The sequence below is a fragment of the Maritalea mobilis genome (genome assembly GCF_004363175.1).
Classification (GTDB): Bacteria; Pseudomonadota; Alphaproteobacteria; order Rhizobiales; family Devosiaceae; genus Maritalea; species Maritalea mobilis.
Window position 1 is genome coordinate 262767 of sequence record NZ_SNYR01000002.1, and the last position, 20720, is coordinate 283486.

At 50.7% G+C, this 20720-nt stretch carries 24 protein-coding genes; 7 read left to right on the forward strand and 17 right to left on the reverse strand.

The window, feature by feature from the left end:
* Positions 1-156 precede the first annotated feature (156 nt).
* A complete protein-coding gene (locus ATL17_RS09050) occupies positions 157-846 on the reverse strand; it encodes a DUF4336 domain-containing protein (RefSeq protein ID WP_133572485.1) in 690 nt (229 codons plus the stop codon).
* A 35-nt stretch (positions 847-881) separates the two neighbouring features.
* Positions 882-1349 carry a YcgN family cysteine cluster protein gene (locus tag ATL17_RS09055; RefSeq protein ID WP_133572486.1) on the reverse strand — a complete coding sequence of 156 codons (468 nt, stop codon included), beginning with the start codon at positions 1347-1349 and terminating at the stop codon, positions 882-884.
* Between the two features lie 119 nt (positions 1350-1468).
* Here ATL17_RS09055 and ATL17_RS09060 point away from each other — a divergent pair, with 119 nt between their 5' ends.
* From ATL17_RS09060 to ATL17_RS09070, 3 genes are read left to right on the forward strand one after another with little or no spacing between them, the layout of a single operon-like run.
* Positions 1469-3646 (forward strand): transglycosylase domain-containing protein, encoded by a 2178-nt coding sequence (locus ATL17_RS09060; RefSeq protein WP_133572487.1) that lies wholly within the window; start codon positions 1469-1471, stop codon positions 3644-3646.
* Positions 3643-4200 (forward strand): DUF1214 domain-containing protein, encoded by a 558-nt coding sequence (locus ATL17_RS09065; RefSeq protein WP_133572488.1) that lies wholly within the window; start codon positions 3643-3645, stop codon positions 4198-4200. The genes ATL17_RS09060 and ATL17_RS09065 overlap by 4 nt, the downstream gene beginning before the upstream one ends.
* The gene (locus ATL17_RS09070) at positions 4200-4751 is read left to right on the forward strand and encodes a DUF1254 domain-containing protein (protein WP_133572489.1); all 552 of its coding nucleotides are present in this window, start codon (positions 4200-4202) and stop codon (positions 4749-4751) included. The genes ATL17_RS09065 and ATL17_RS09070 overlap by 1 nt, the downstream gene beginning before the upstream one ends.
* On the opposite strand, the gene ATL17_RS09075 is transcribed toward ATL17_RS09070, so the two are convergent.
* Entirely contained in the window at positions 4744-5625 is an 882-nt protein-coding gene (locus ATL17_RS09075) for a hypothetical protein (RefSeq protein WP_133572490.1), read from the reverse strand. The two genes, ATL17_RS09070 and ATL17_RS09075, sit on opposite strands and share 8 nt — an antisense overlap.
* A gap of 292 nt (positions 5626-5917) precedes the next feature.
* Between ATL17_RS09075 and ATL17_RS09080 the strand changes: the two genes are divergently transcribed.
* The gene (locus tag ATL17_RS09080; protein ID WP_133572491.1) at positions 5918-7075 is read left to right on the forward strand and encodes a DUF2336 domain-containing protein; all 1158 of its coding nucleotides are present in this window, start codon (positions 5918-5920) and stop codon (positions 7073-7075) included.
* A 2-nt stretch (positions 7076-7077) separates the two neighbouring features.
* Here the strand turns inward: ATL17_RS09080 and ATL17_RS09085 are convergent, their stop codons facing one another.
* The 4 genes from ATL17_RS09085 to ATL17_RS09100 all read right to left on the reverse strand — a co-directional run bounded on the left by ATL17_RS09085 (position 7078) and on the right by ATL17_RS09100 (position 10991).
* Positions 7078-7419, reverse strand: coding sequence for a DUF1491 family protein (locus tag ATL17_RS09085; RefSeq protein ID WP_133572492.1), 342 nt, complete (start codon positions 7417-7419; stop codon positions 7078-7080).
* Complete coding sequence (locus tag ATL17_RS09090; protein WP_133572493.1) at positions 7420-8304, reverse strand: peptidoglycan-binding domain-containing protein; 885 nt, start codon at positions 8302-8304, stop codon at positions 7420-7422.
* 13 nt (positions 8305-8317) lie between these two features.
* Positions 8318-10135 carry a PAS domain-containing sensor histidine kinase gene (locus tag ATL17_RS09095; protein ID WP_133572494.1) on the reverse strand — a complete coding sequence of 606 codons (1818 nt, stop codon included), beginning with the start codon at positions 10133-10135 and terminating at the stop codon, positions 8318-8320.
* Positions 10136-10355: 220 nt separating this feature from the next.
* Entirely contained in the window at positions 10356-10991 is a 636-nt protein-coding gene (locus tag ATL17_RS09100) for a hypothetical protein (RefSeq protein ID WP_133572495.1), read from the reverse strand.
* 247 nt (positions 10992-11238) lie between these two features.
* Here ATL17_RS09100 and ATL17_RS09105 point away from each other — a divergent pair, with 247 nt between their 5' ends.
* Both ATL17_RS09105 and ATL17_RS09110 read left to right on the forward strand, forming a co-directional pair.
* The gene (locus ATL17_RS09105) at positions 11239-11532 is read left to right on the forward strand and encodes a hypothetical protein (protein WP_133572496.1); all 294 of its coding nucleotides are present in this window, start codon (positions 11239-11241) and stop codon (positions 11530-11532) included.
* A gap of 156 nt (positions 11533-11688) precedes the next feature.
* Entirely contained in the window at positions 11689-12099 is a 411-nt protein-coding gene (locus tag ATL17_RS09110; RefSeq protein WP_133572497.1) for a SufE family protein, read from the forward strand.
* 18 nt (positions 12100-12117) lie between these two features.
* On the opposite strand, the gene ATL17_RS09115 is transcribed toward ATL17_RS09110, so the two are convergent.
* The 10 genes from ATL17_RS09115 to ATL17_RS09160 form a co-directional block, all read right to left on the reverse strand.
* Positions 12118-12849: a DUF6456 domain-containing protein gene (locus tag ATL17_RS09115; RefSeq protein WP_133572498.1), complete on the reverse strand. Its 732-nt coding sequence runs from the start codon at positions 12847-12849 to the stop codon at positions 12118-12120.
* Entirely contained in the window at positions 12849-13250 is a 402-nt protein-coding gene (locus ATL17_RS09120; protein WP_133572499.1) for a helix-turn-helix domain-containing protein, read from the reverse strand. The genes ATL17_RS09115 and ATL17_RS09120 overlap by 1 nt, the downstream gene beginning before the upstream one ends.
* Positions 13251-13461: 211 nt before the next feature.
* Positions 13462-13890, reverse strand: coding sequence for a Ros/MucR family transcriptional regulator (locus tag ATL17_RS09125; protein WP_133572500.1), 429 nt, complete (start codon positions 13888-13890; stop codon positions 13462-13464).
* 155 nt (positions 13891-14045) lie between these two features.
* A complete protein-coding gene (gene mnhG / locus ATL17_RS09130) occupies positions 14046-14378 on the reverse strand; it encodes a monovalent cation/H(+) antiporter subunit G (RefSeq protein ID WP_133572501.1) in 333 nt (110 codons plus the stop codon).
* A complete protein-coding gene (locus ATL17_RS09135; RefSeq protein ID WP_133572502.1) occupies positions 14375-14707 on the reverse strand; it encodes a cation:proton antiporter in 333 nt (110 codons plus the stop codon). The genes mnhG and ATL17_RS09135 overlap by 4 nt, the downstream gene beginning before the upstream one ends.
* Entirely contained in the window at positions 14704-15186 is a 483-nt protein-coding gene (locus ATL17_RS09140) for a Na+/H+ antiporter subunit E (RefSeq protein WP_133572503.1), read from the reverse strand. The genes ATL17_RS09135 and ATL17_RS09140 overlap by 4 nt, the downstream gene beginning before the upstream one ends.
* Positions 15187-15189: 3 nt before the next feature.
* On the reverse strand, positions 15190-16788 hold the full coding sequence (locus ATL17_RS09145) for a Na+/H+ antiporter subunit D (RefSeq protein WP_133572504.1): 1599 nt from the start codon (positions 16786-16788) through the stop codon (positions 15190-15192).
* Between the two features lie 9 nt (positions 16789-16797).
* Positions 16798-17175, reverse strand: coding sequence for a Na+/H+ antiporter subunit C (locus tag ATL17_RS09150; protein WP_133572505.1), 378 nt, complete (start codon positions 17173-17175; stop codon positions 16798-16800).
* The gene (locus ATL17_RS09155) at positions 17175-17600 is read right to left on the reverse strand and encodes a Na+/H+ antiporter subunit B (protein ID WP_133572506.1); all 426 of its coding nucleotides are present in this window, start codon (positions 17598-17600) and stop codon (positions 17175-17177) included. The genes ATL17_RS09150 and ATL17_RS09155 overlap by 1 nt, the downstream gene beginning before the upstream one ends.
* The gene (locus ATL17_RS09160) at positions 17597-20017 is read right to left on the reverse strand and encodes a putative monovalent cation/H+ antiporter subunit A (protein ID WP_246028674.1); all 2421 of its coding nucleotides are present in this window, start codon (positions 20015-20017) and stop codon (positions 17597-17599) included. The genes ATL17_RS09155 and ATL17_RS09160 overlap by 4 nt, the downstream gene beginning before the upstream one ends.
* Before the next feature lie 288 nt (positions 20018-20305).
* On the opposite strand from ATL17_RS09160, the gene msrB reads away from it, so the two are divergent.
* A complete protein-coding gene (msrB, locus tag ATL17_RS09165; RefSeq protein ID WP_133572507.1) occupies positions 20306-20719 on the forward strand; it encodes a peptide-methionine (R)-S-oxide reductase MsrB in 414 nt (137 codons plus the stop codon).
* Position 20720: the final 1 nt, after the last annotated feature.

A 20720-nucleotide genomic window follows, 5' to 3' on the forward strand; every position in this document is an offset into this window, starting at 1 on the left:
CAATAAAAAACCCGCCTTTGCGGGGCGGGTATACAATCTCATCAATTATGTTCGGTTGTTTCAACCTTGTTGGCCGCACTTCTTCGACCATATGCAAACACTATCAAATCAGCGTCACATAGTCAAGGACTATTTTCCTATAATCTGCATATTTTCTTATTTCAGCCAGGCAAAAGCTTTTTCGATAAAGGCTTTGCCGTCTTGCTCCACGGGTGTGCCGTGCGCCATTAGCACTTTCTCTGCTGGCCAAGATTGGATTTTCTTAAGTGCCTGCCGTGCTAAATCTTTTTTGGTGAAAGCCAAACGAAATTTGCGCGGCACTTGCGGTCGATCATCTGTCATCAAGTCCAGTTTGGCGACAAATTTGCGCCATCCGCTGTAAAAGTCTGTTGGCATTTGCTGCAGAAGATCGGTGAAAATCACTGTGCTGCTTTTCGGGTGAAAGAAAACCACTTCTTTGGTGATCGCATTGCCGTCCATCACAACCTGATCGATCTGTTCTGCCCATTCGGGATTTGGCGTGTCAGCCAGCACGCCATCAAATCGAATATCTTTTCGCTTTGCCAGCAAGCCAGGCGCGGCATAGATTTTCGCGAGTGGATAGGCGTGGTGCCAGTCCATCAAATAGGTATGGTGCAAGCTGTTTGGGGCGATCAGATATCGCACTTCGCCAATGCCGTTCACCGCTTCCCGCAATTCAGGGGTCAGCTCAATCGGTGACCACACAAAAAGGCTTTGATCCGCCAGGCGGATAATGATCATGCGTGTGGGATAGTGAAAGCCGGCCGCTGCCTTGATTTGAGGGCCATCGACGGTCCAAATTTCATCTCCAAATGATTTTAACATGGTCGTCGGCTCCCTTATGGCTTTCAGTATATACGCTATTGACCGCTATCTGGTTCCTCAGTCGGGTCAAATTCTGGCCAGCCCACAATATGGTCTTCCCATTCATGTTCCGCCACAAACTCTTCGCTCACCGCGCGACCTCTCACAGAAATACCTGCTTGATGTACGGTTTCGCGTGTGCCCGAAATTAGCGGATGCCACCATGCCAGCCCCTTGCCTTCCAGCAAACGACGATAGGCGCACGTTACGGGCATCCATTTGATTTCACGCACATTTTGCGGTGTAAGCTTAATGCAATCGGGCACTAATTTTTGGCGCTCCATATATTGGGTGCAGCTGCAATCATCGGTGTTCATCAGCTTGCAATGCACATTAGAAGTGACGATTTGGCCCGTATCTTCATCTTCTAATTTGATCAAACAGCAGCGTGCGCAGCCATCACACAGGGATTCCCACTCTTGATCATTCATTTCATCTAGAGTTTTTTCTTCCCAAAAATTCATGGTATTTCACCTGTGTTTTTACTCCAAAACGCGCCAACATATGTTATGTCTGTGCTTTGTATGCAAGCGCTTAGCATCTTTTTGAGGTCTAAGCAGCAAATTTACTGAGTGGTGAATCAGTGCAAGATCCGTTTTATACAAAAACCAAGCGTAAAAAGGCGTCCCAATTTATTCGGTTTGACGCGTGGCTGGATTCATCGCTGTACGACTTTTTCCAATCCTTGGGCCGTGGCTATCAAACTTTCAGCGACATCATGGCCAAATTCCGGGTCACCGGGTTTCGCCGTTTGATTGTTGAGCTGGTGTCAGATGGCCTCAGCTTTTTCGCTATGGGCCTTGTGTTGATGACAGCGCTTGCCCTGCCCTCGTTTTACGCCACCGCCAGTGGCGAGTTCAACCAAGCGGAAGATTATTCCGTTATTTTCCTTGATCGTTTTGGCAATGAAATTGGCCGCCGCGGCATCCGCACGGACGATTCAGTGCCGCTCGAAACGCTTCCCACCTATATGGTGCAAGCAGCTCTTGCGACTGAAGATAGACGGTTTTACGACCATTTCGGCATCGATTTGATGGGCATCACCCGGGCGATGATCACCAATGTGCGCGCGAATTCGGTGGTTGAAGGTGGTTCATCCATCACCCAACAATTGGCGAAAAACCTGTTCTTAAGTTCTGAGCGTACATTTGAACGGAAGATCAAGGAGGCGTTTCTCGCGCTTTGGCTCGAAACGCATTACACCAAAGATCAGATTCTCAAGCTCTATTTTGACCGCGCCTATATGGGCGGCGGCAACTTTGGCGTTGCAGCGGCTTCCGAATATTATTTCGGCAAGAAGGTGCAAGATATCTCTTTGGCGGAAGCGGCCATGTTGGCTGGTCTGTTTAAAGCCCCCACGAAATATGCACCGCATGTGGATTTGGCCGCAGCCCGCGGCCGCGCCAATGAAGTGCTCACCAACATGGTGCAAGCAGGCTTTTTGACTGAAGGGCAAGTCACCGCCGCCCGCCGCGCACCCGCCACACCAATTGAACGCACCAATGAAATTAACTCACCCAATTATTTCCTAGATTGGGCTTTTGAAGATGTGAAACGCCTCGTTGCGAATGAGCGGGACTCGGTCAGCTTTGTGGTGCGCACCACTATTGATCCCGTTTTGCAAAGCCATGCGGAAGATAGTGTCACCTCAATTCTTCGCGAAGAAGGTCAAGCCTATCGCGTAACTGAAGGCTCAATGGTTGTTTTGGAACCGAACGGTGCAGTGCGTGCCATGGTTGGCGGCACAGACTATGGCAAAAGCCAGTTCAACCGCGCCACCAATCCGGAGCGCCAGCCCGGCTCGTCCTTTAAACCATTTGTTTATGCAACCGCGCTCGAAACAGGCCGCTTTTCGCCAGACACGGTGATTTCAGATGCACCAATTTGCATTGGCGATTGGTGCCCACGAAATTATGGCCGTTCATATGCTGGCCGCGTCACCTTGAAAAACGCTTTGATGCGCTCCATCAATACAGTGCCGGTGCGACTTTCTCAGTCCACTGGCCGCGCTCCGATTGCCGAGCTGGCCCATAAGATGGGCATTGAAAATGACTTCCCCGTCACCCGTTCGTTGCCATTGGGTGTGATTTCCACAAGCGTGATTGATATGGCGTCATCTTACGCCGTTTTTGCCAATGGTGGGTATCGTGCCAAGGCCTATGGCATTAGCCGCATCACCACTTTGCGCGGCAAAACGGTATATGACGCCCGCAATAAGCCACCACCAGAGCGCATTTTGAGCGAGCGTACTGTTATGGGCATGAATGATATGTTGCGCTCTGTGGTCACCTCGGGCACTGGTCGGCGCGCCGAAGTACCCGGCACACCTGCCTCTGGCAAAACCGGCACCACGCAATCCTATCGCGATGCTTGGTTCTGCGGATATACGGGCAATTATGTAGCTGCTGTTTGGTATGGCAACGACAATTACAGCCGAACCAACAATTTGACCGGTGGTCGCCTGCCCGCGCAGACGTGGCAAAAGTTCATGGCTTATGCCCATTCCAATATCGACATCAAAGATTTGCCGGGGGCACAATTTACCCGCATTGAAGATCCCGTTATTCCTGCAGATGGCGTAGGTGAAGATGGGGAGCAGGTGTTGCAACGGCCACCATCGCTAACACCAGATGCGGGCGAAAAGCTGCGTCAATTGAATCAGTTGTTTGATCAATTGCACAATTCAATTGAAGCGGATAATGACGCGAACAGCCAACGTCACGCTGCGCTCAGTTCAGCGTCAGGAGCGTCTGGGCAGTGAGGCAAATTCTTTATCCGATTATTCTGGTGATCACCGCCTTGGGCGTTGGATTTGGCCTTAGCTATTTCAGCCTTGAGGATGGCCGCGAGCTAACCGCCACCCAATATGGCGTATGGTCTGGCTGGCCAGATTTGGGCACTGCTCAAATTGATCCATATGCCCGCGCGCATCTTGCCCGCCAAGGCATGTTGCCGCTCGGCAAAGGCGAAGGCGTGCAGTTTTTTGCGCAAAAAGACGGAGCTGGTGAGCCTCTGAATGGTCAATGCCAATATGTCCTATCCGGCAATATGCCCAATCATGCGCTTTGGACCTTGCAGGTACGCGACCCTGCAAATCAGCAAGTTTTTGGCCATGTGGATAGCGGTAGCATGCAATATGGGTCATTGGGCGAATTACGCCTTGCCATTGCGCCAAAAGTCCAGCCCGGCAATTGGATCAATACTGACGGATTGCGCAACATTGAGTTGCTGCTCACACTTTATGACACAAACGCCTTCTCCAGTTTAGGTTCTGAGGAGATCGATCTGCCTCAACTTAATTTGGAGGCCTGTTGATGGTTCGGTTGGCACTTTGGGTTTTAGCAGGTTTGATTTTAGGTGGCATTATCCACCTCAGCGTGATTTTGCTTTTGCCCAGCTATGCAGAACGCGATGCATGGTCGCGATTGGCCAGCATTGCACCCGATCAGGCTTTTGTCGCTCTTGATCAGGACGAGCAGGATTTGGCCAGCGCATTGCAGCTCGACCCTGCCCTCGCCTATGGCGTTTGTCAGTTTGACTTGGCCCGCGGCCCCATCTTCATTGACGGCAAGCTGCCACATAGCTTCTGGTCGATTGCCATTGCCGCGCGTGATGGCCGGGTGATCTATTCAACCACCAGCCGCGCAGGCAGTGGTGATGAGATTAAAATTGGCGTATTTAACCCTGCCCAGTCTCGCTTGCTTGCTGAAGAAGGTTTGGAAATCGGCCAAGGTTTTCTCATTGTGAACGCGCCAAGCAATCAGCTCACCGCAATTGTGCGCCTTTGGCCTGAGCATGAACCCTTGCGGCCACGTTACAATGAAGCGTTAGAACAGATTAGCTGCACGCACGACGCAGCTATTTAAGAATCTCAGCTTCTGCTGGACGGTCATAGTCCATATTCTCATAGCGAGATTGCAGTGCAGGCAATTCCTGATGTGCTGTATAGGTTTGATCTGTGAATGGATCACAGAACTCGCCGCGCTTTGCACGGTCAACGAACACAGCCAAACGGTTCAATGCCACGTTGGATAAGCCTGCCTCTTGGTGTGGTGTTTCCACCAGCAAACGGTTCAGCGCAACATCATAGCTTTTGTAGCGATAGTCCAAAGCACGCGTGAACCATGCGATCACGTTGGCATTTTCGAACTCACGCGCTTTGACTTCTTTGCGCACCGCGTCATTGTTCGGGTAAAGCCCTTGCAAGGCCACTGAACGGCGGCGCTCAATTTCCATCACCTCGCAAATTGCGTGGAAGGTGCCCGGCACCGTTTTCAAATCGGTGGTCGCGTCTTCAGCGATGGTTACATAGCGTGTGTTTGTTGAACGGTAATCTGACAAGCGCAGATGGGTGTAATAGCGGTCAGTCGTATAATTCAGATCGGTTGGCTCAGTTAGCCGAGTGCGCTGCAGCTCCACCGCAGCATCAAACATCCAATCATTTGCATGGGGTGCAATTAAGAATCGCCAAACGCGATTGCGCATCAGTTTTTCTTCGTCGGTCAATATAAACCGCGAAACAGGCTCGCCGCGCTGGTCTGCCGCCATGGCACCAACGCGTGGCAAAATCTCATCATGAATTACACTGTCTTCTGCACGACCAAAATCACCCACGGGGCGAGCGCACGCGCCTAACGCCAAAACTGGCACCAACAATGTAAACAACGCAGCTGCTTTAGTGCGGCTTACGCACCTTGTTTTTCCGGCGTTTTTTCTCACTTGCGCTGCTGGCTCGTTCATAACGTACACCTGGAAAAATTACGATATTTTCCGCGTTCATGACCATCTTATGGTTGCGCGAAATTCTGCGTTGCGGTTGAAAAAATAATACTTTCCCCATGGGGGGCCTCTTCAAAAAAACTGTGTCTATGTTGTCATAAAGCTCTCGATATTCACCTTCGGAAATACGAACATGTTAATGTTTGCGCAAAAATGATTAAGAAATCGTCAAGGTTAATAGTCTGCTAACGAATTAATGAAAAAAGTGGGGAAGTGATTTGTTTTGACCCACTTTGGTAAAATCAGGCAAGAAATGATCGGCTTCCAACCCTACGAAACGTTTAAATTGTTAATCGAGAATGGCGGGATAGAACGCGCAAACACCCTGCTGGTGGCGGCTTGCGACGCTTTTGCCCAACGGCCAAAACCCGATTATGCAGAGCTACAACAATTCGAAGCATTGGCAGAACGGCTGTTTCCATCGGCCGAATCGGAGGCCCGCACCCGCGCTGCCTTGAAGTTAACAAAGGCACCTTACCTCTCGCCAATGCTTGAGCGACTCGTTATGGACAATATTGGTGAGGATGTGGATCAATTCCTCGCGGAAGCCGAAGATGTGTCTGATGATGTGTTGCTGTCCATTATTGCCAAGAATGATGCGGATCAGATTGCGAAAATCGCGGCACGCCCGAACCTGAGCAGCAGGTTGGTGGCAACATTGTTCCCAATCAACAGCCGCAAAGTTTACCGGGCTTTGGCGGCAAACCCTTCTATTGAATTCAAAGGCCCTTACCTTCGCGCCATTTCCAAGGCTGCGGGTATGGATCAAAAGGTAGCCTGGTCCCTCGCCGCGCGTGAGGATTTTGATAAGGCTTATCTTCTCCACGCTTTCTTTGATCTCAAAGAAGCCGACCGCATCAAAGTTTTGGCCGCGTTTGAGAATCGCGAGATTCCCCAAACACCTATGCACCGTACCTTCGAGCATATTTCAGTCGCCACCAGCGAGTTCACGCAGGCAATGATGAAGCTGCTTTCGAAGAATCAACGTCCCAAAGTGACACGCTTGCTTACGCAGGTAACTGGTTTGGACGAGTTGAAATGCGGTGAGATCGCCCATGATGTGAGTGGCGCGGCTTTGTTTGTGGTGCTACGTGCATTTGGATGTAGCGCACAGGACGGGTTGAAGGTTCTCATCCATGCCAGCTCGCGCGATCGCGACAATTCAAAAGATTTGAAGCAATATGCGCATTTGTTCCAACATCTAAAGCCTGAGGCGATGGTATTTATCCTGTCACTATGGCGTGGCGATGTGGAGCTAAATGCTTTGGACAAAAAGGCAGAACATATTCCTGCTGGTCGCCAAAGCATCCGCACATTGGTTGCTGCTTCAGCCGCCAAACAGCGCGCACAGAGCTCAGATGTTTTGGATCGGGCTGCCAACGCAGTTAGCCGCTTGCGCAACGCGCAATAAGCTCAGCTTTTCGCCTCACCCGTGTTTAGGCCAATGTCTTGATCGCGGGTTTCAAGGCTAATCACCCAAAAGTCGGGATCGAACTCCTGCTCTTGCATGATGCGGGCATTCACCTCTTGGTGGCTTGCATGATCAAATCGCGGTTCAAACATGCGCTCCTGCCCGTCGGAATCGAGCAGCATCGCAGGCACAAACAGGCTGGTGGTGCCATCGAGATGGTCCACTTCAATCCAAATCTGCCCTGCAATATCGTCGCCACGCTGGCGGATCACGCACATATTGCCGCGTTGAGTGTGTAGCCGCACAAAGGCGGCCACCCAAAGATCCGCACGTAAACGCTTCATCTAGTCGAAGCTGGCATTTGCCGCGAGCAGCATATCATATAGCTCAGGCGAGATTTGGCCTGTTTCGCGGTAATTATTGAACACTTCAAATTGGCGGATCGCGCGCTCCGTTTGCGCCCCTGGTACCCCATCAATGGCGCCTTGAAGGAAGCCCAGCGAATAAAGCCCTTTTTGAATTTTGATCACATAGTCGCGGGAAAATGATTGCGGCGCGCTGGCCGGTTCATCATCCGCAGCCCGCATGGCGATTTGCGCCAGTGGATCATTGCTCGTGGCTGGTGTGGCGGTGGCAGCGGGTGCTGCATTCCGATTGCCTGCAACAACATTTTCCAGCTTGGTCAGCAATTCTTCGCTCACTGCACCAGTTGATTCCAACCCATATTGGCTTTCAAATGCACGGATCGCGGTTGCCGTTTTCGGGCCGTAATAGCCATCCACTTTCTCTTTGAAAATGCCCAGCTTGGCCAAGTTCTTTTGAATGTGGAACGTTGTTGGATTGCCCGTCACTTCTGCCGGAATTGGTTGCGGTACACTTGTTTGCGTCGAAATGGAGCTTGTTGGGGCATTGTCGGTCACTGGCGCAGGTTGCGGCTGAGTTTGCTGCGACACGCGCTCTACAGGTGATGGCGGCACGCTTGCCGGCGGGTTCACCGCGGCAGGCGCAGTTGATGTTTCGGTTTGCCCCCAAAATGGCGCAGGGTGAACGTTTTGCTGGCCATAAAGTGCGTTCCAGGCAGAAACGCCAATGCCAACAGTTAAAAGCACTGTGCAAATTGTATTTGTTGGATGGGTGCGCACAAAGGTCCATGCGCCATTCAAAACTTGCATGCTGATGCCTTGAAAATCTCGCTCGTCTCCTGAATGTCCTACGCTATATGCGCTCATTTCCCCGGTCCCCTTAGCTTACTTTTGCGGCTTTTTCTTGTTCAGCTTCAACAGCGGCCCGTTCCGCCTCCACTTTGAACTGCAAGTCGCTCAGATCTTCAATATTGCTGCTCACGTCATCCACGGCTGCTTTTGTGCCATCCAATGGCAACAGCACAATCATGGTGGTGCCTTCATTCAAGGTTGATTTGATCTTGAATTCACCGCCATGCAGATCGGTTAGGCCCTGCACGATAGATAGGCCCAGGCCCGTGCCTTCATATTGCCGTGCCAAGCCGTTATGCGCCTGGAAGAAGGGCTCGCCAATCCGTTCAATGTCAGATTGCGCAATCCCGATACCTTGGTCCACCACGCTGAATTCAACGCGTGTTCCTTTTGGCCGCACACGCAGTTTAACGGTCGCCCCTTCCGGGCTAAACTTGATCGCGTTAGACAGCAGGTTGATCAAAATTTGGCGACACGCCCGCTCATCCGCAATGATTGGCGGAAGGTACGTGCCCTTTTCTGCTTCCAATGTGATGTTTTTGGCTTGCGCCGCACTAGCGACAATGGCGAAACATGGCTCGATCAATGAAGCAGGTTCCAAAGCGCTGGTTTGCAGCTCAAACTTGCCAGCTTCAATTTTGGACATGTCCAACAGCATGTTCACTGTATCTAGCAAGTGCGTGCCGCTTTGGCGTATCAAAGACACATATTCCTTATGGTCCTTGGTCAGTTCACCACCAATATCGCTCAGCATCATATCGGAGAACCCCACAACGGCATTCAACGGTGTGCGCAGCTCATGGCCAATGGTCGCCAAAAAGCGTGATTTGGACTGGTTGGCCTGTTCGGCTGCCAAATGCGCTTTTTGCGTGATGACCTCTTGGTCTTTGCGCTCAGTGATGTCCCGCAAAATTGCGATCACCTCATAGCGACCTTCTTCATGCTCAGTTTCCTGAACTGGAGACAAAGAGGCTTCAACCCAGATGAAGTTATATTGCTCATTGCGTACACATTGCATGCGCATTTCAACGCTGCGTGGTGTGCCATGCACCCGCGCTTCATCAAGCGCCTTCAGATAAATTGGCCGATCCAACACGTGAATACGCTCAACAAAGCGGTTACCCGCCAGCTCATAGCGTTTGCAACCGAAAAAGCTTTCAGCAGTGTGTGATAGATAGGTCAATTCACCTTCGGTGGAATAGCGTGCAACTGCATCCTGCACACTTTCAACCAAATGTTTGAACGCACGCATCTGCGCTTTTGAGTGGGCATAATATGCTTGGCGCAAGCGCGCCAAAGCCACGGCCACAAAGCTCAGTGGAATCATGACATAAAAGATGGTCACATCAACAACAGGTACAGCAACCTGTGTAACGACGCCCCAATTTGCTGCAATCCAAAGCAATTGAATTGCCACTGTCGCCGCAGAAATGATCACTGTTTGGCGGCTAGTTTTGCTTTCACCTAGCAGAAAACCATAAAGCGCGGTTACGGTGCTGATGATCAAACCGGTCGCACTTGCGCCACTGTCCAACAAGGTTACGCAAAGCCCAAGCCCGTTGAGCGCCAACAGCTGCAAGATAAGCGCCCAGCGCAAATTGCCCATGCGCGCCAGCTGCCAAGACAGCAAAGAGCCAATGGCGAGTGGGATTGCGTGTAAAATGAGTTGCGTTTCGTAGCGTACAGACATAATGGCCGCGACAGGAATCGCTAACGCCACCAAAACCAATCCGAATATCGCATTGGTTTGGATGACGCGCTGTCGCAACTCGTCAACACTGCCATTAACTGCCCCATTTTGGGGTGACCGATACGCCTCTTGTATCATGGTCAAGGGATTACGCATTACATTTCCGCTTGATGCCAATTTTTGATTGGCTCCACCATGCTCATAAGAATCTAAATGGGTCTTAAACGCATGATCAAACGAAGTGGAAATCAGCAGAATTAGAGACACTTTTATCTAGTGTGGTAAACAAAGTGTTGTTTGCTCATTTAGCATTTCTAAACAAACGCAAGTGGCTTTACTCCGCACAAAAAATCTATGCTTTCAATATGTTGGGCGGCTATGACGCACGCATATCCTCCAGCAATGTTCTGAGCTCCTTGCGCTCACGTCGAGAGCGGATTTGCCGTGCTTCAGCCGCATGTGGACGCAGCACTAGTCCGCGATCAGTTTGCTGCACATCGAATCTTCGTCCCGCTCCCACTGGAAGGTTTTCAGAGCCATAACTGGCGATCACCTTTACTTCTACACGATCAATGGCAGGCCAGTCTTTTTCATCTGGCGCCTCCTCATCACTGGCATAGCCAAGCGCATGGATTATCATCTCTTCAAATGAGCCCATGTCGCGCACCTTGCCAGCATCCAGCGGACCTTGCCGTGTCCAAAGATCAATGTCAGACGGTTTTTCCCATTTCTCAAACCCTTCTATTTCCGTGATCGGATAACTTTTTCGCTCATCTTCTGTTTCCAGTTCAATCATCAGACTTAAAAGATAAATTGCTTCTGAGCTCATATTGCAGACCAAGCAACGTGACTGCAGATTATCGACACCACTTCGCGTGATCATAATTTTTGAGCGCGTTTGGCGCTGATAGCTCGAGATGAAAATTTGCAGATAGCCAATCCACACCAGTAGCATGGCCAAATTAATGGCCGAGTTGATAAATTGGCTATGGGCGAAAATCCAATCGAGCATGAATCATCTTCCGCTAGTTTGACGTCGGTTTAGCCGCAAAGCTTTTGGCGAATATGCCAGTGATAAAGCTATGAAATATTGCCCTGCTCAGGGTGCAACGACACACAAAAAGGTAAGTTCCAAAGCAGCTTTCGCAGCACCGATCAAATTTGATTAAAATTTTATCGAAATTCTGCATCTGGGTTTTACAGCTGTTGGATAGATTGGCTTCAATGAGTTTTTAAGTCGGGAAAATAAGGGGGCCATAATGTTTATCTTGCGCAGTTCATTCTGGCTCGTGATCGGATTTTTGGTGATCAAACCTTTTGCTTTTGAACCCGAGCAGGCCGGGAAGGCTTTGGCGAGTGCCGCTGTGAATAGCGCCTCCGAATTTGTGGTTCAAAATGCAGATCAGCTCGACTGTACCGATATTGGTTGCAACAGCGTAAAGACCCTTGTTGTTGCCAGTGCTTTGGCCTCCAAGCCAGTTACTGAGCCTGTACAATTTGATGGAATGGCTACATTTCCCGTGCCGCCACCACGTCCAGATTGGGCAGGTTAACTGAATAAAAGACCGCATCACTTCCCCGATGCTACTCCAAAATGCGGTCTTATTCTGAGCCGTGCACCTTCCCCGGGTGCCACGGCTCTTTTTTTATGTGTGCGTCTGGCCAAACCAGTTTGATTTAGCTATCAAATCGAGGACAAGGAGTGCGCCATGACATTTGATGAGATTAAAGAAAATCTTGAATTTTTGGACGATTGGGAAGATCGCTATAAATATGTCATTGAACTAGGCCAGTCCCTGCCCGCGCTAGATGAAAGCGCCTATGTCCCTGCCAACAAAGTTGAAGGGTGCGTGTCTCAGGTTTGGCTGTTGCCGGAATTTGAAAATCGCGATGGCAAAGATGTACTTGTTTTACATGGCGATAGCGATGCGATGATCGTGAAGGGTCTTGTGGCAATTGTTATCGCATATTTTTCTGGACACAGCGCCAGCGAGATTGCCGAACTTGATGCACAGCGCGATTTTGCTGCTATCGGGCTGCAAGAACATTTGACCACCCAGCGCGCGAATGGGCTTAAAGCCATGATCAAACGGGTGGAATCATTGGCGGCAGCGGGTTAAGTCGCAACCGCCAATCGTCTAGCTGATCTGTTTAGACCAGTGTGGCGAAGCCAACTCGCCGATGCCCCAAATGGCGCCTAATTGATCCAGGCCAATTTTGACCACCAATTTGGCGCTTCTGCGCGGCCAGTTGCGTGTCGCTTCAATTTCTTGCAGACCTTTGCCAAACCCACAAATATCCATCAAAGCACTCATGCAATCAGGGGGCAATTGCTGGTACAAGCGTGCCAGTTCTTTGCGGGCGTCAGCCGCCATATCGCTAATATCATGTTGGCCACTACCCTTAGATTGCCCAAGGCTCATGCTTAAATCGCGATAATCCCGCGTGATTTTCGGCATCAGCATGGCCCGCTCAATCAATCGTTCCAGTCTATGGGCGGCTAAAATGTGGTCGGCGGACAATATCGCTTTTTTCGCATTGCGGCTAAACAGTCGGTTGAGTTGACCATTGCCGACTTGCGGCAGTTTGGTTAGATCAGATTGAACTGCATCCATTTGCGGTGCACCGGGATCAGGCTGTGCCAACCATAATTTCTGACGTCGCAGCCAATTCGATGCGTCGCTGGTGGTCTGCAACACTTGCTTTCTGCGCTGCAGCACGCCTTGGCTGACCAACGCATCAACAATATGGGCCTCTAAAGAGGCTTTTTGCGCGCGATGGTGCACTCTATGAAGCTGACCACATTCTTCAACTTGCCCACCCTTGTGGAGCAGGCTGACAAATCGCACTTGTCGTTTGATCTGTTGCATCACCCGCACTCCGCAAATTGAGCTTGATTGTTAAGCGCAATCAATAATGTTCGTTCGAGGCAGCTCATTGCGCGCTCAAACTTCTTTTGCTCTCGCAAATCCTCAATGCGGCCGCAGGCGTAAGAGACTGTACGCCGATCCCGCGCAAAAAGTGCACCGGTATAGGTAAGCGAGCGTGGCAACACCACATTGGTGAGATACATAGCCATTTGCCGTGCAAGGCAAATGTTAAAATCACCACGGGCCGGGCCGAGCAGTTCAGAAATATGCACCTGCCGCGCAGACGCGACGAGATTAAGTACAAATTGTGCTTCGAAGTCTTTTTTCAAAAGCTCTAGAGTTGTAGGGTTTAGGTCAGTTTCGACCCGCATGTTAAAGCTGTAAATTTGATAAATATGCATGATCTTTCCCAATTATAGGTATATATTCCTATAACCTGAGTTGGAACCACCGGGGATAAGTTTATTAAGTCAAAATTAACGATTAGCGGTGTTATCGTAATATTTTCAATGCGTTAAACCGATTAACCCATTAGGCAAATGCAACCTAAAATAGTGCACAAAAAAGGCTGGCGCGAAGCCAGCCTCTTAAAAATTCTGCGCTAAAAACAGATTATTTTCCTGCTTTACGCCCCAAGCCCATTTCGCGGGCCAAGCGAGAACGTGCTGCCGCATAGTTTGGCGCAACCATTGGATAGTCGCTCGGCAAGCCCCATTTTTCGCGATATTCTTCAGGTGACAAATCATAATGCGTGCGCAAGTGGCGCTTCAATGATTTGAACTTCTTGCCATCTTCAAGGCAGATGATGTAATCAGGTGTAATTGATTTCTTCACTGGCACCGCTGGCTTGCGGTTTTCCTGCTCTGCTTCAGTTGGGCTTGTGGCCAATCCGGCCAAAGTTGCATGCACATCAGCAATCAATTTGGGCAAGTCTGCTTGGCTCACAGCATTGTTTGACACGTAAGCACTTACGATATCTGTGCTTAGTTCAATAATTTCAGATTTAAGCTCAACTTGATTATTATCTTGTTGCTCGTTCATTATTTAACCATTTCCTGCAGATTGCTTCTATCTTAGCACATGCTAATATTTAACACTTTGATATTATGCAAAAGTAGAAAATGCAACCAACAAACTGGCTAAAGTTGCATATTTTTTCTTACAAACTGCGACAATTCGCCAAAATTTCGCCAAGTTTATTTTGGGTCCATTTCATCAATTTTCGTAACTTTCGCAGGTTTATAGCCTGCAAAATATGCGGCACGGGCCAAAAGATGTGCAGATATTGGCGCGGTGAGCAGCAAGAAGATAAAGCCGGCAAATGCCCGCAGCACAACTGAGCCTTCCAGAGAGGCCAAAGCAATAGCAAGAAAACCGAAGCCCGCACCTAAAGTGCCAGCCTTTGAGGCGGCGTGCATGCGGGTGTAAAGATCTGGCAGGCGCAGCAAGCCAATGGCCGCGGCAAGCGAGAAGATGCCGCCGATGATGAGAAAGATGCCAACGGCATAAGAAAGAATTTCATGCATCATTTTTGCGCCTCCCCTTCCAAGGTTTCATGCTCAAGTCGCTCTGCACGGATTTTCCAGCGTTGCAACACAAAGCGGGCAAATGCCACGGTGGCCAAAAAGCCGACAAGTGCCAACGAGATGGCAATGTCGAGATACAAGGCATAACCCGTTTTAATGGCGATCACCGCGATGTAACCAATGCCAATGGTGAGCAACATATCAAGCGCCAAAATACGATCTGGCAAGGTGGGACCAAGCAGGATGCGCACCAAGACAAATAGGAAAGCGAGGCTGAGCAATCCTAAGGCGATATTGATCGCGAGTTCTAGGAATTCTACGCCGCTAATCATTGTTCAAACACCTCGATAATCTTGGCTTCAAAGCCATTGGCGATATCTTTGATCATCTTCTTTTTGTCAGGCATTTCCAGTGCATGCACATAAAGGCTAGAGCGGTCTGGTGATACATCCACGCTCAACGTGCCCGGCGTCAGGGTAATCAAATTGGCGAGCAAGGTGATTTCCGCATCTGACTTAGCTTTCAAGGGGAAAGCGATGATGGCTGGCTGAAGCTTTTTATGCATGTTGGGTGAGAGCACAAGGATCAAAACTTTGATCGCACTCATCAGCAACTCATACAAAAACAATGCCGCGAGGGACAAGATTTTCGGGATCTTGCGCAGCAATTGCGCTTGTCCCACTTGCAGGCGGATCACCCACAAGGACATGCCACCAATCACAAAACCTAGGATCAGGTTTCCAAGTGAGAATGTGCCTGTAATTGCGGCCCATGTGAGGGCCAAAAGCACTGATATAAGCAATAGTGTCATGGCTTACTCCTCTGCCGCTGAAAGGCTACCAAACACAGAGCCAACATATTCGGCTGGCTCGTAAATGGCAAAGGCGGCGGTTGCCCCGGCTTTAAACAAGGGTTGAGGCACAAGGCCAGCAACCACGATAAAGGCCACCAACGCACCTGCGGGCAGTAGCCCCCAAACTTTGGCGCGCGTTGTGAGCGGACGTATCCGCTCGTTAATCTGCTCGGAGTTTGCCCCTTCGCGACCATCACGCCAGAAAATGTGCGCCCAAAGGCGCGTGCCTGCAATTGAGGTGAGAATAGAGTTGAGCAAGATAAAGGCTACCAGCCAGAAATTGCCCACTTCAACACCTGCTTGCACCAAAATCATTTTTGGCCAGAAGCCGAGGAATGGCGGCAAGCCCGCCACAGCAAACACCAGCACGATAAACAGAATGGAAAGCCAGCTATTGGCGCGATAAAGCCCGCCCAACTTGCGAATATCGCTTGTGCCGCCCATGCGCTCCACAAGGCCAACAACCAAATATAGCGCGGTCATCACCAGCATAGAGTTCACTGCATATGCCGCGAGGCCAAACACACCGGTTGGCGAACCAATGGCAAGGCCAGCCAACATGGCGCCGATGCCGCCTACGACCAAAAAGCCAAGTGCACGGCGCGCATTGGTTTGCGCCATGGCGCCAAGTGGTGCGAGGATCAGCGTAAAGGCCGCTACGACCTCCATCACCAATTGCAATTGCGCGTGTGATTGTGGGATCAGCAGCAAGTGCGTCCGCACCAGCGCATACACACCTACTTTGGTGAGCAGGCCTGCAAAAACAGCTGATACTGCCGGGTCGGGCGCGTGGTAAGATGCGGGCAACCAGGCATTCAGCGGAAATGCAGCACCTTTCATCGCAAAAGCGAGGAAGAACAGAGCAGCCACCGCATAGATCGCGCCGCTTTCCACTTGCGGCGCTTTAAGTGCGATATCAGCCATGTTCAATGTGCCTACAAGGCCGTATAGGAAGCCGATGGCGATCAGGAAAAATGTGGTCGCGAGGAAGTTCAAGAAACCATATTTAACCGCACCATCAAGCTGAATTTTGCGTCCACCGATGATCAATAGGCCGAATGATGCGATCAGCATCACTTCGAACCAAACATAAAGGTTGAACAAATCGCCTGTCAGGAAGCCGCCGGATACGCCAGTGAGCAACAGCAATAACAAAGAATGGTAGCCATATTTGTTTTCGCGTGTTTCCACTTCTGACTGCACAAACAGAACCACAATCAACAAGATGAAGGCGCTGACCAAGGAGAACAAGGCGCTCAACGCATCTGCTGTGAGGCTGATGCCATAAGGGGGTAGCCAGTTACCCATGGTCATGGTCAATGGGCCTTCAGCCTGCACCCGCATATAGAGCATGAAATTGGCAACCAAGGTGGCCAGCAAAATCACAAAGGCAAAAGGCGCCTGCCATTCGGGGCGCTTCCGCGCCATAAGCAGCACCGCTGCGCCCAGCATAGGCAATGCGATGGGCCACACAATCACCCAATCTGCAACTGAGGTGACGCCCTCAATCATTGCGGGTGGCAAATCTAAATTTTTTGGCGTCGACGCGCTTCCTGCCATCGAACTCTCCTAATAGCTCAGTGGTGGCCGAGGGCTATCCTCAGGCTCTGCCACACGCATTGTGTCTGTATTGTCTGCGTCCAATTCCTGATAGGCGCGATAGGTCAGCACCAGCAGGAAGGCAAATAGTGAAAAGCCGATCACAATCGCTGTAAGGATCAAGGCTTGCGGCAACGGATTGGCGATTGTTTCCAGCGGCGCATATTCACCACTTGGCACGATAGGTGGCACCTCGCGGGTGACGCGACCAATGGTGAAGATCAGCAAGTTAACGCCGTTACCGATGATCGCGATGCCCAACAGCATGCGGATCAAAGAGCGGGACAACAGCAAATAAATGGCCACGGTAAAAAACAGGCCGATGAGAAACGAAAGTGCGATTTCCATTAGCGTGTCTCCTCATCTTCTTCCAGCGCCAACGCGATGGAGGAAATGGCTCCCACCACCACGAGGTAAACCCCAATGTCGAACAGCATGGGGGTGGACAGTGCGAGCTCGCTGCCGTCGCTCAATTCGAGAAACAGCCACAGGCCTTTTAGAAATGGCGCTTCCACGAAAAGCGACATAAAGCCCGCGATAGCGGCGAGGAAAACACCAAGACCCGCGACAGCGATGGGGTGGAACACCAAGGCTTTGCGCACTTCATCCACGCCAGCGGCGATGCCGTAAATGGCGATGGCTGATGCGGCGATAAGACCGCCAATAAAGCCCCCACCCGGCTCATTGTGGCCACGTAGCAAAACGAAAACGGAAAAGAGCACCATCAGTGCGGCCAGATAAGGCGCGACGGTTCTAAAGATCACGGTGTTCATGCGCGTGCTCCTTTGCTTCTGGCAATTGTCTTTTTCGGCGTACGTGGTTTAGGCGCACGCTTTTTGGCGGCCCCGATGCCACGCTTTATGCCACCGACGCGGATGCCGATCAGTGCCAAAATCGCAATCCCGGCTGTCATCACCACAGAGATTTCGCCCAACGTATCAAGTGCACGATAATCCACCAGAATGACGTTCACGATGTTGCGGCCATGCGCAATTGGCACACTTGTTTCGATAAAGAATTCTGACAGGCTTGTGTCCAGCTCGACGCTGAGCACCGCCAGCAACAGCGCAACGAAGCCAAAGCCACACACAATGGCGATTGCCCCATCTCGCACCGCTTCCTCCAACACCCGAGAGTCGCGCTGATCCAGATGCAGGCGGGTCATCACCAACGCCAAGATCACCACTGACAAGGTTTCCACCATAAGCTGGGTGAAGCCCAAATCGGGTGCGCCAAACAGCAAGAAGATGATGGCAACCGCGAAGCCTTGAATGCCCAATGACACAATCGCCACCAGGCGGGTTTTTGCCAAGATCACCGCGATCAAACCGATTACGGCGATGGCCAAGATCGCCCATTCATAGAAGCGCAGATTTGGGAAGGCTGGCAGGTTTGGCAATGCATCTTGCATCACCAGCGGCGCAAACAACGCCCCTGCCAAACATACAAACACAAGGATCAAATAAAACTCCAACCGACCATGGTGGAAGAACCGTGTGACGGCATCCGCGAAACGGATCAGGCCGAACATAAATTGATCGAAGCCTTGGTCTGGCCCCCAGCGCCAAACATTGGCCACCCGACGCAAGAAGCTGCGAATGGCGTCGAGCTTATAAAATGCGAGGCCGCCCACAATCCATGTACCAACAGATAGGCCCAACAAGAGTGGGTCGAAATGCAATTTCAGATGGGTTTCAACCAGCTTTGCGTAGACCGCCGTTGCGGCAGGCGCGAAGAAGATTTCACCAACATCGCTGATGTAAAATCCTGCAGCAAAGCCCAGCACGCCAAGGATTATCGGTCCCCAAATCATGGATAATGGCGCTTCATGAGGTGATTTTGGCGTTTCCAGCTTTTCACCAAAGAATGGTTTGATCGCAATGGCCAAACCTGCGGCCATCATCAATCCATTGCCGACAAGCGCCACCAAAACCAGCACCATGCTCCAAATATTTTCTGGACCAAACAGCAAATAGATTTCTTCTTTTGCGAAATAGCCAAGTGAAACCGGGAAACCCGCCATGGAGATAGCAGCAAGTGCTGCGCCGATAAAGGTGAATGGCAGTTTGTAACGCAGGCCTGAGACCTCTGTCAGGTCACGCGTACCGCTTTCATGGTCGATTGCGCCGACCACCATAAACAAGCCGCCCTTATAAAAGGAGTGCGCAACCAAGAACAGCATAGCCGCCAAAATAGCCACCTTCTCGCTCAAACCCAACAGCATCACCAGCATGCCGAGCGAGCCCAATGTGGTGTAAGCCAACATCTGCTTCATATCTGTTTGCCGCAGCGCCATGATTGCGCCGGTCATCAGGGTGATGCCGCCAAATATTGGCAAGATCAGGTTCCACTGGTCCGTGCCGTTGAGCACAGGGCTCATCCGCGCCAGCAGATACACACCCGCTTTCACCATGGTTGCAGAGTGCAGATAGGCTGAAACAGGTGTTGGCGCTTCCATTGCGTTGGGCAACCAGAAATGGAAAGGCACTTGCGCTGATTTTGTGAAGGCGCCGCCAAGCACCAGCAGCAAAATCATCAGATAAAATGGGCTGTCGCGCAGCACATTTTGATCTGTAAGCAATGTGCTCAGTTCGCTATGGCCGCTCACAGCAAAAATCATCAATAGGCCGAACAAGAGCAGCAAGCCGCCCCCGCCCGTAACCACAAGCGCCTGAATAGCGGCGCGGCGCGAGGCCTCTTTATTGTGATTAAAGCCAATCAGCAAAAATGATGTGATGGATGTGAGTTCCCAAAACACGAACAGGGTGATGATGTTGTCTGCCAACACCAAGCCCAACATGGAGCCCATGAACATCAGAATGAAAGAGAAAAACCGCCCCTGATGGCGGTGTCCGTTCAAATAACCACCTGAATAGGTGACGATAAATGTACCGATGCCGGAAATAAGCAGCGCAAAGAGCAGCGAAAGGCCGTCAACAAAGAAACTCAAATTGATGGGGAAGTGGAAATAGCGTCCATCCACCCACGAAATGGCGAAAGACTTAGTTTGCCCCTCTGCAATGTCGCCGATAAAGGTGGTCAGCACCAAAAAGATGGCAGCTGGCACGGTGGCCAAAATCCAGCCAGAGATTCCTTTGGCAAACCGATTAACCCATGGCGCGAACAAGGCGGCCACAAACGGCGCCAGCGCAATCAGCAACAAGGCATGGTGATTTGGCAAGTCGGACAATGATCACTCTCCATTCGGCGCGCCAATATGTTTGGCGCAATCTTGCAATTTAGCGTCTTTTATTCCGCACTATTTCGAATCGCAGAAAAAAGTTAAACAATTTGACCCGGTCTGTAGGAAAACGACAAGGGCAAGTGCCGCTGAAACAACGGTTTTGCAGTGTTTTCGGATCAGCGAAATCAAAAATACGGTATAAACACCGTCACCTTTTTTGCAAAGACTTGATTGTTTCGCTTAGGCTCCCCAAATTAAAGCGTTACTGCCAACACAATTCTTTCCTGATTGAGTATGTCAAACCCACCAAACGAGCAAAAGTCTGAGCAAGACTGGCAGCAAGAGCTGAGTGAGCTGGAATATTATGTGCTGCGCAAAAAGGGCACCGAGCGTGCCTTTTCGCATGCATATGACAAGCAAAGTGCGCCCGGCCAATATTTGTGCAAAGCTTGTGGGGCGCTGCTTTTTGCCGCACAGCATAAATATGATTCAGGCTCAGGTTGGCCCAGTTTTTATGACGAGGCGCAAGGTGGCGCAGTCGAACTACAAGCCCAGCGCACCTTTTTTTCGCGCAAAACAGAAATAATTTGCGGCAATTGCAAATCACATATTGGACATGTGTTTGAAGATGGGCCACAACCCACAGGAAAACGATATTGCACCAATGGAACCGCTTTGAACTTTGTGCCGCAACCGGAAGATGAGTGAG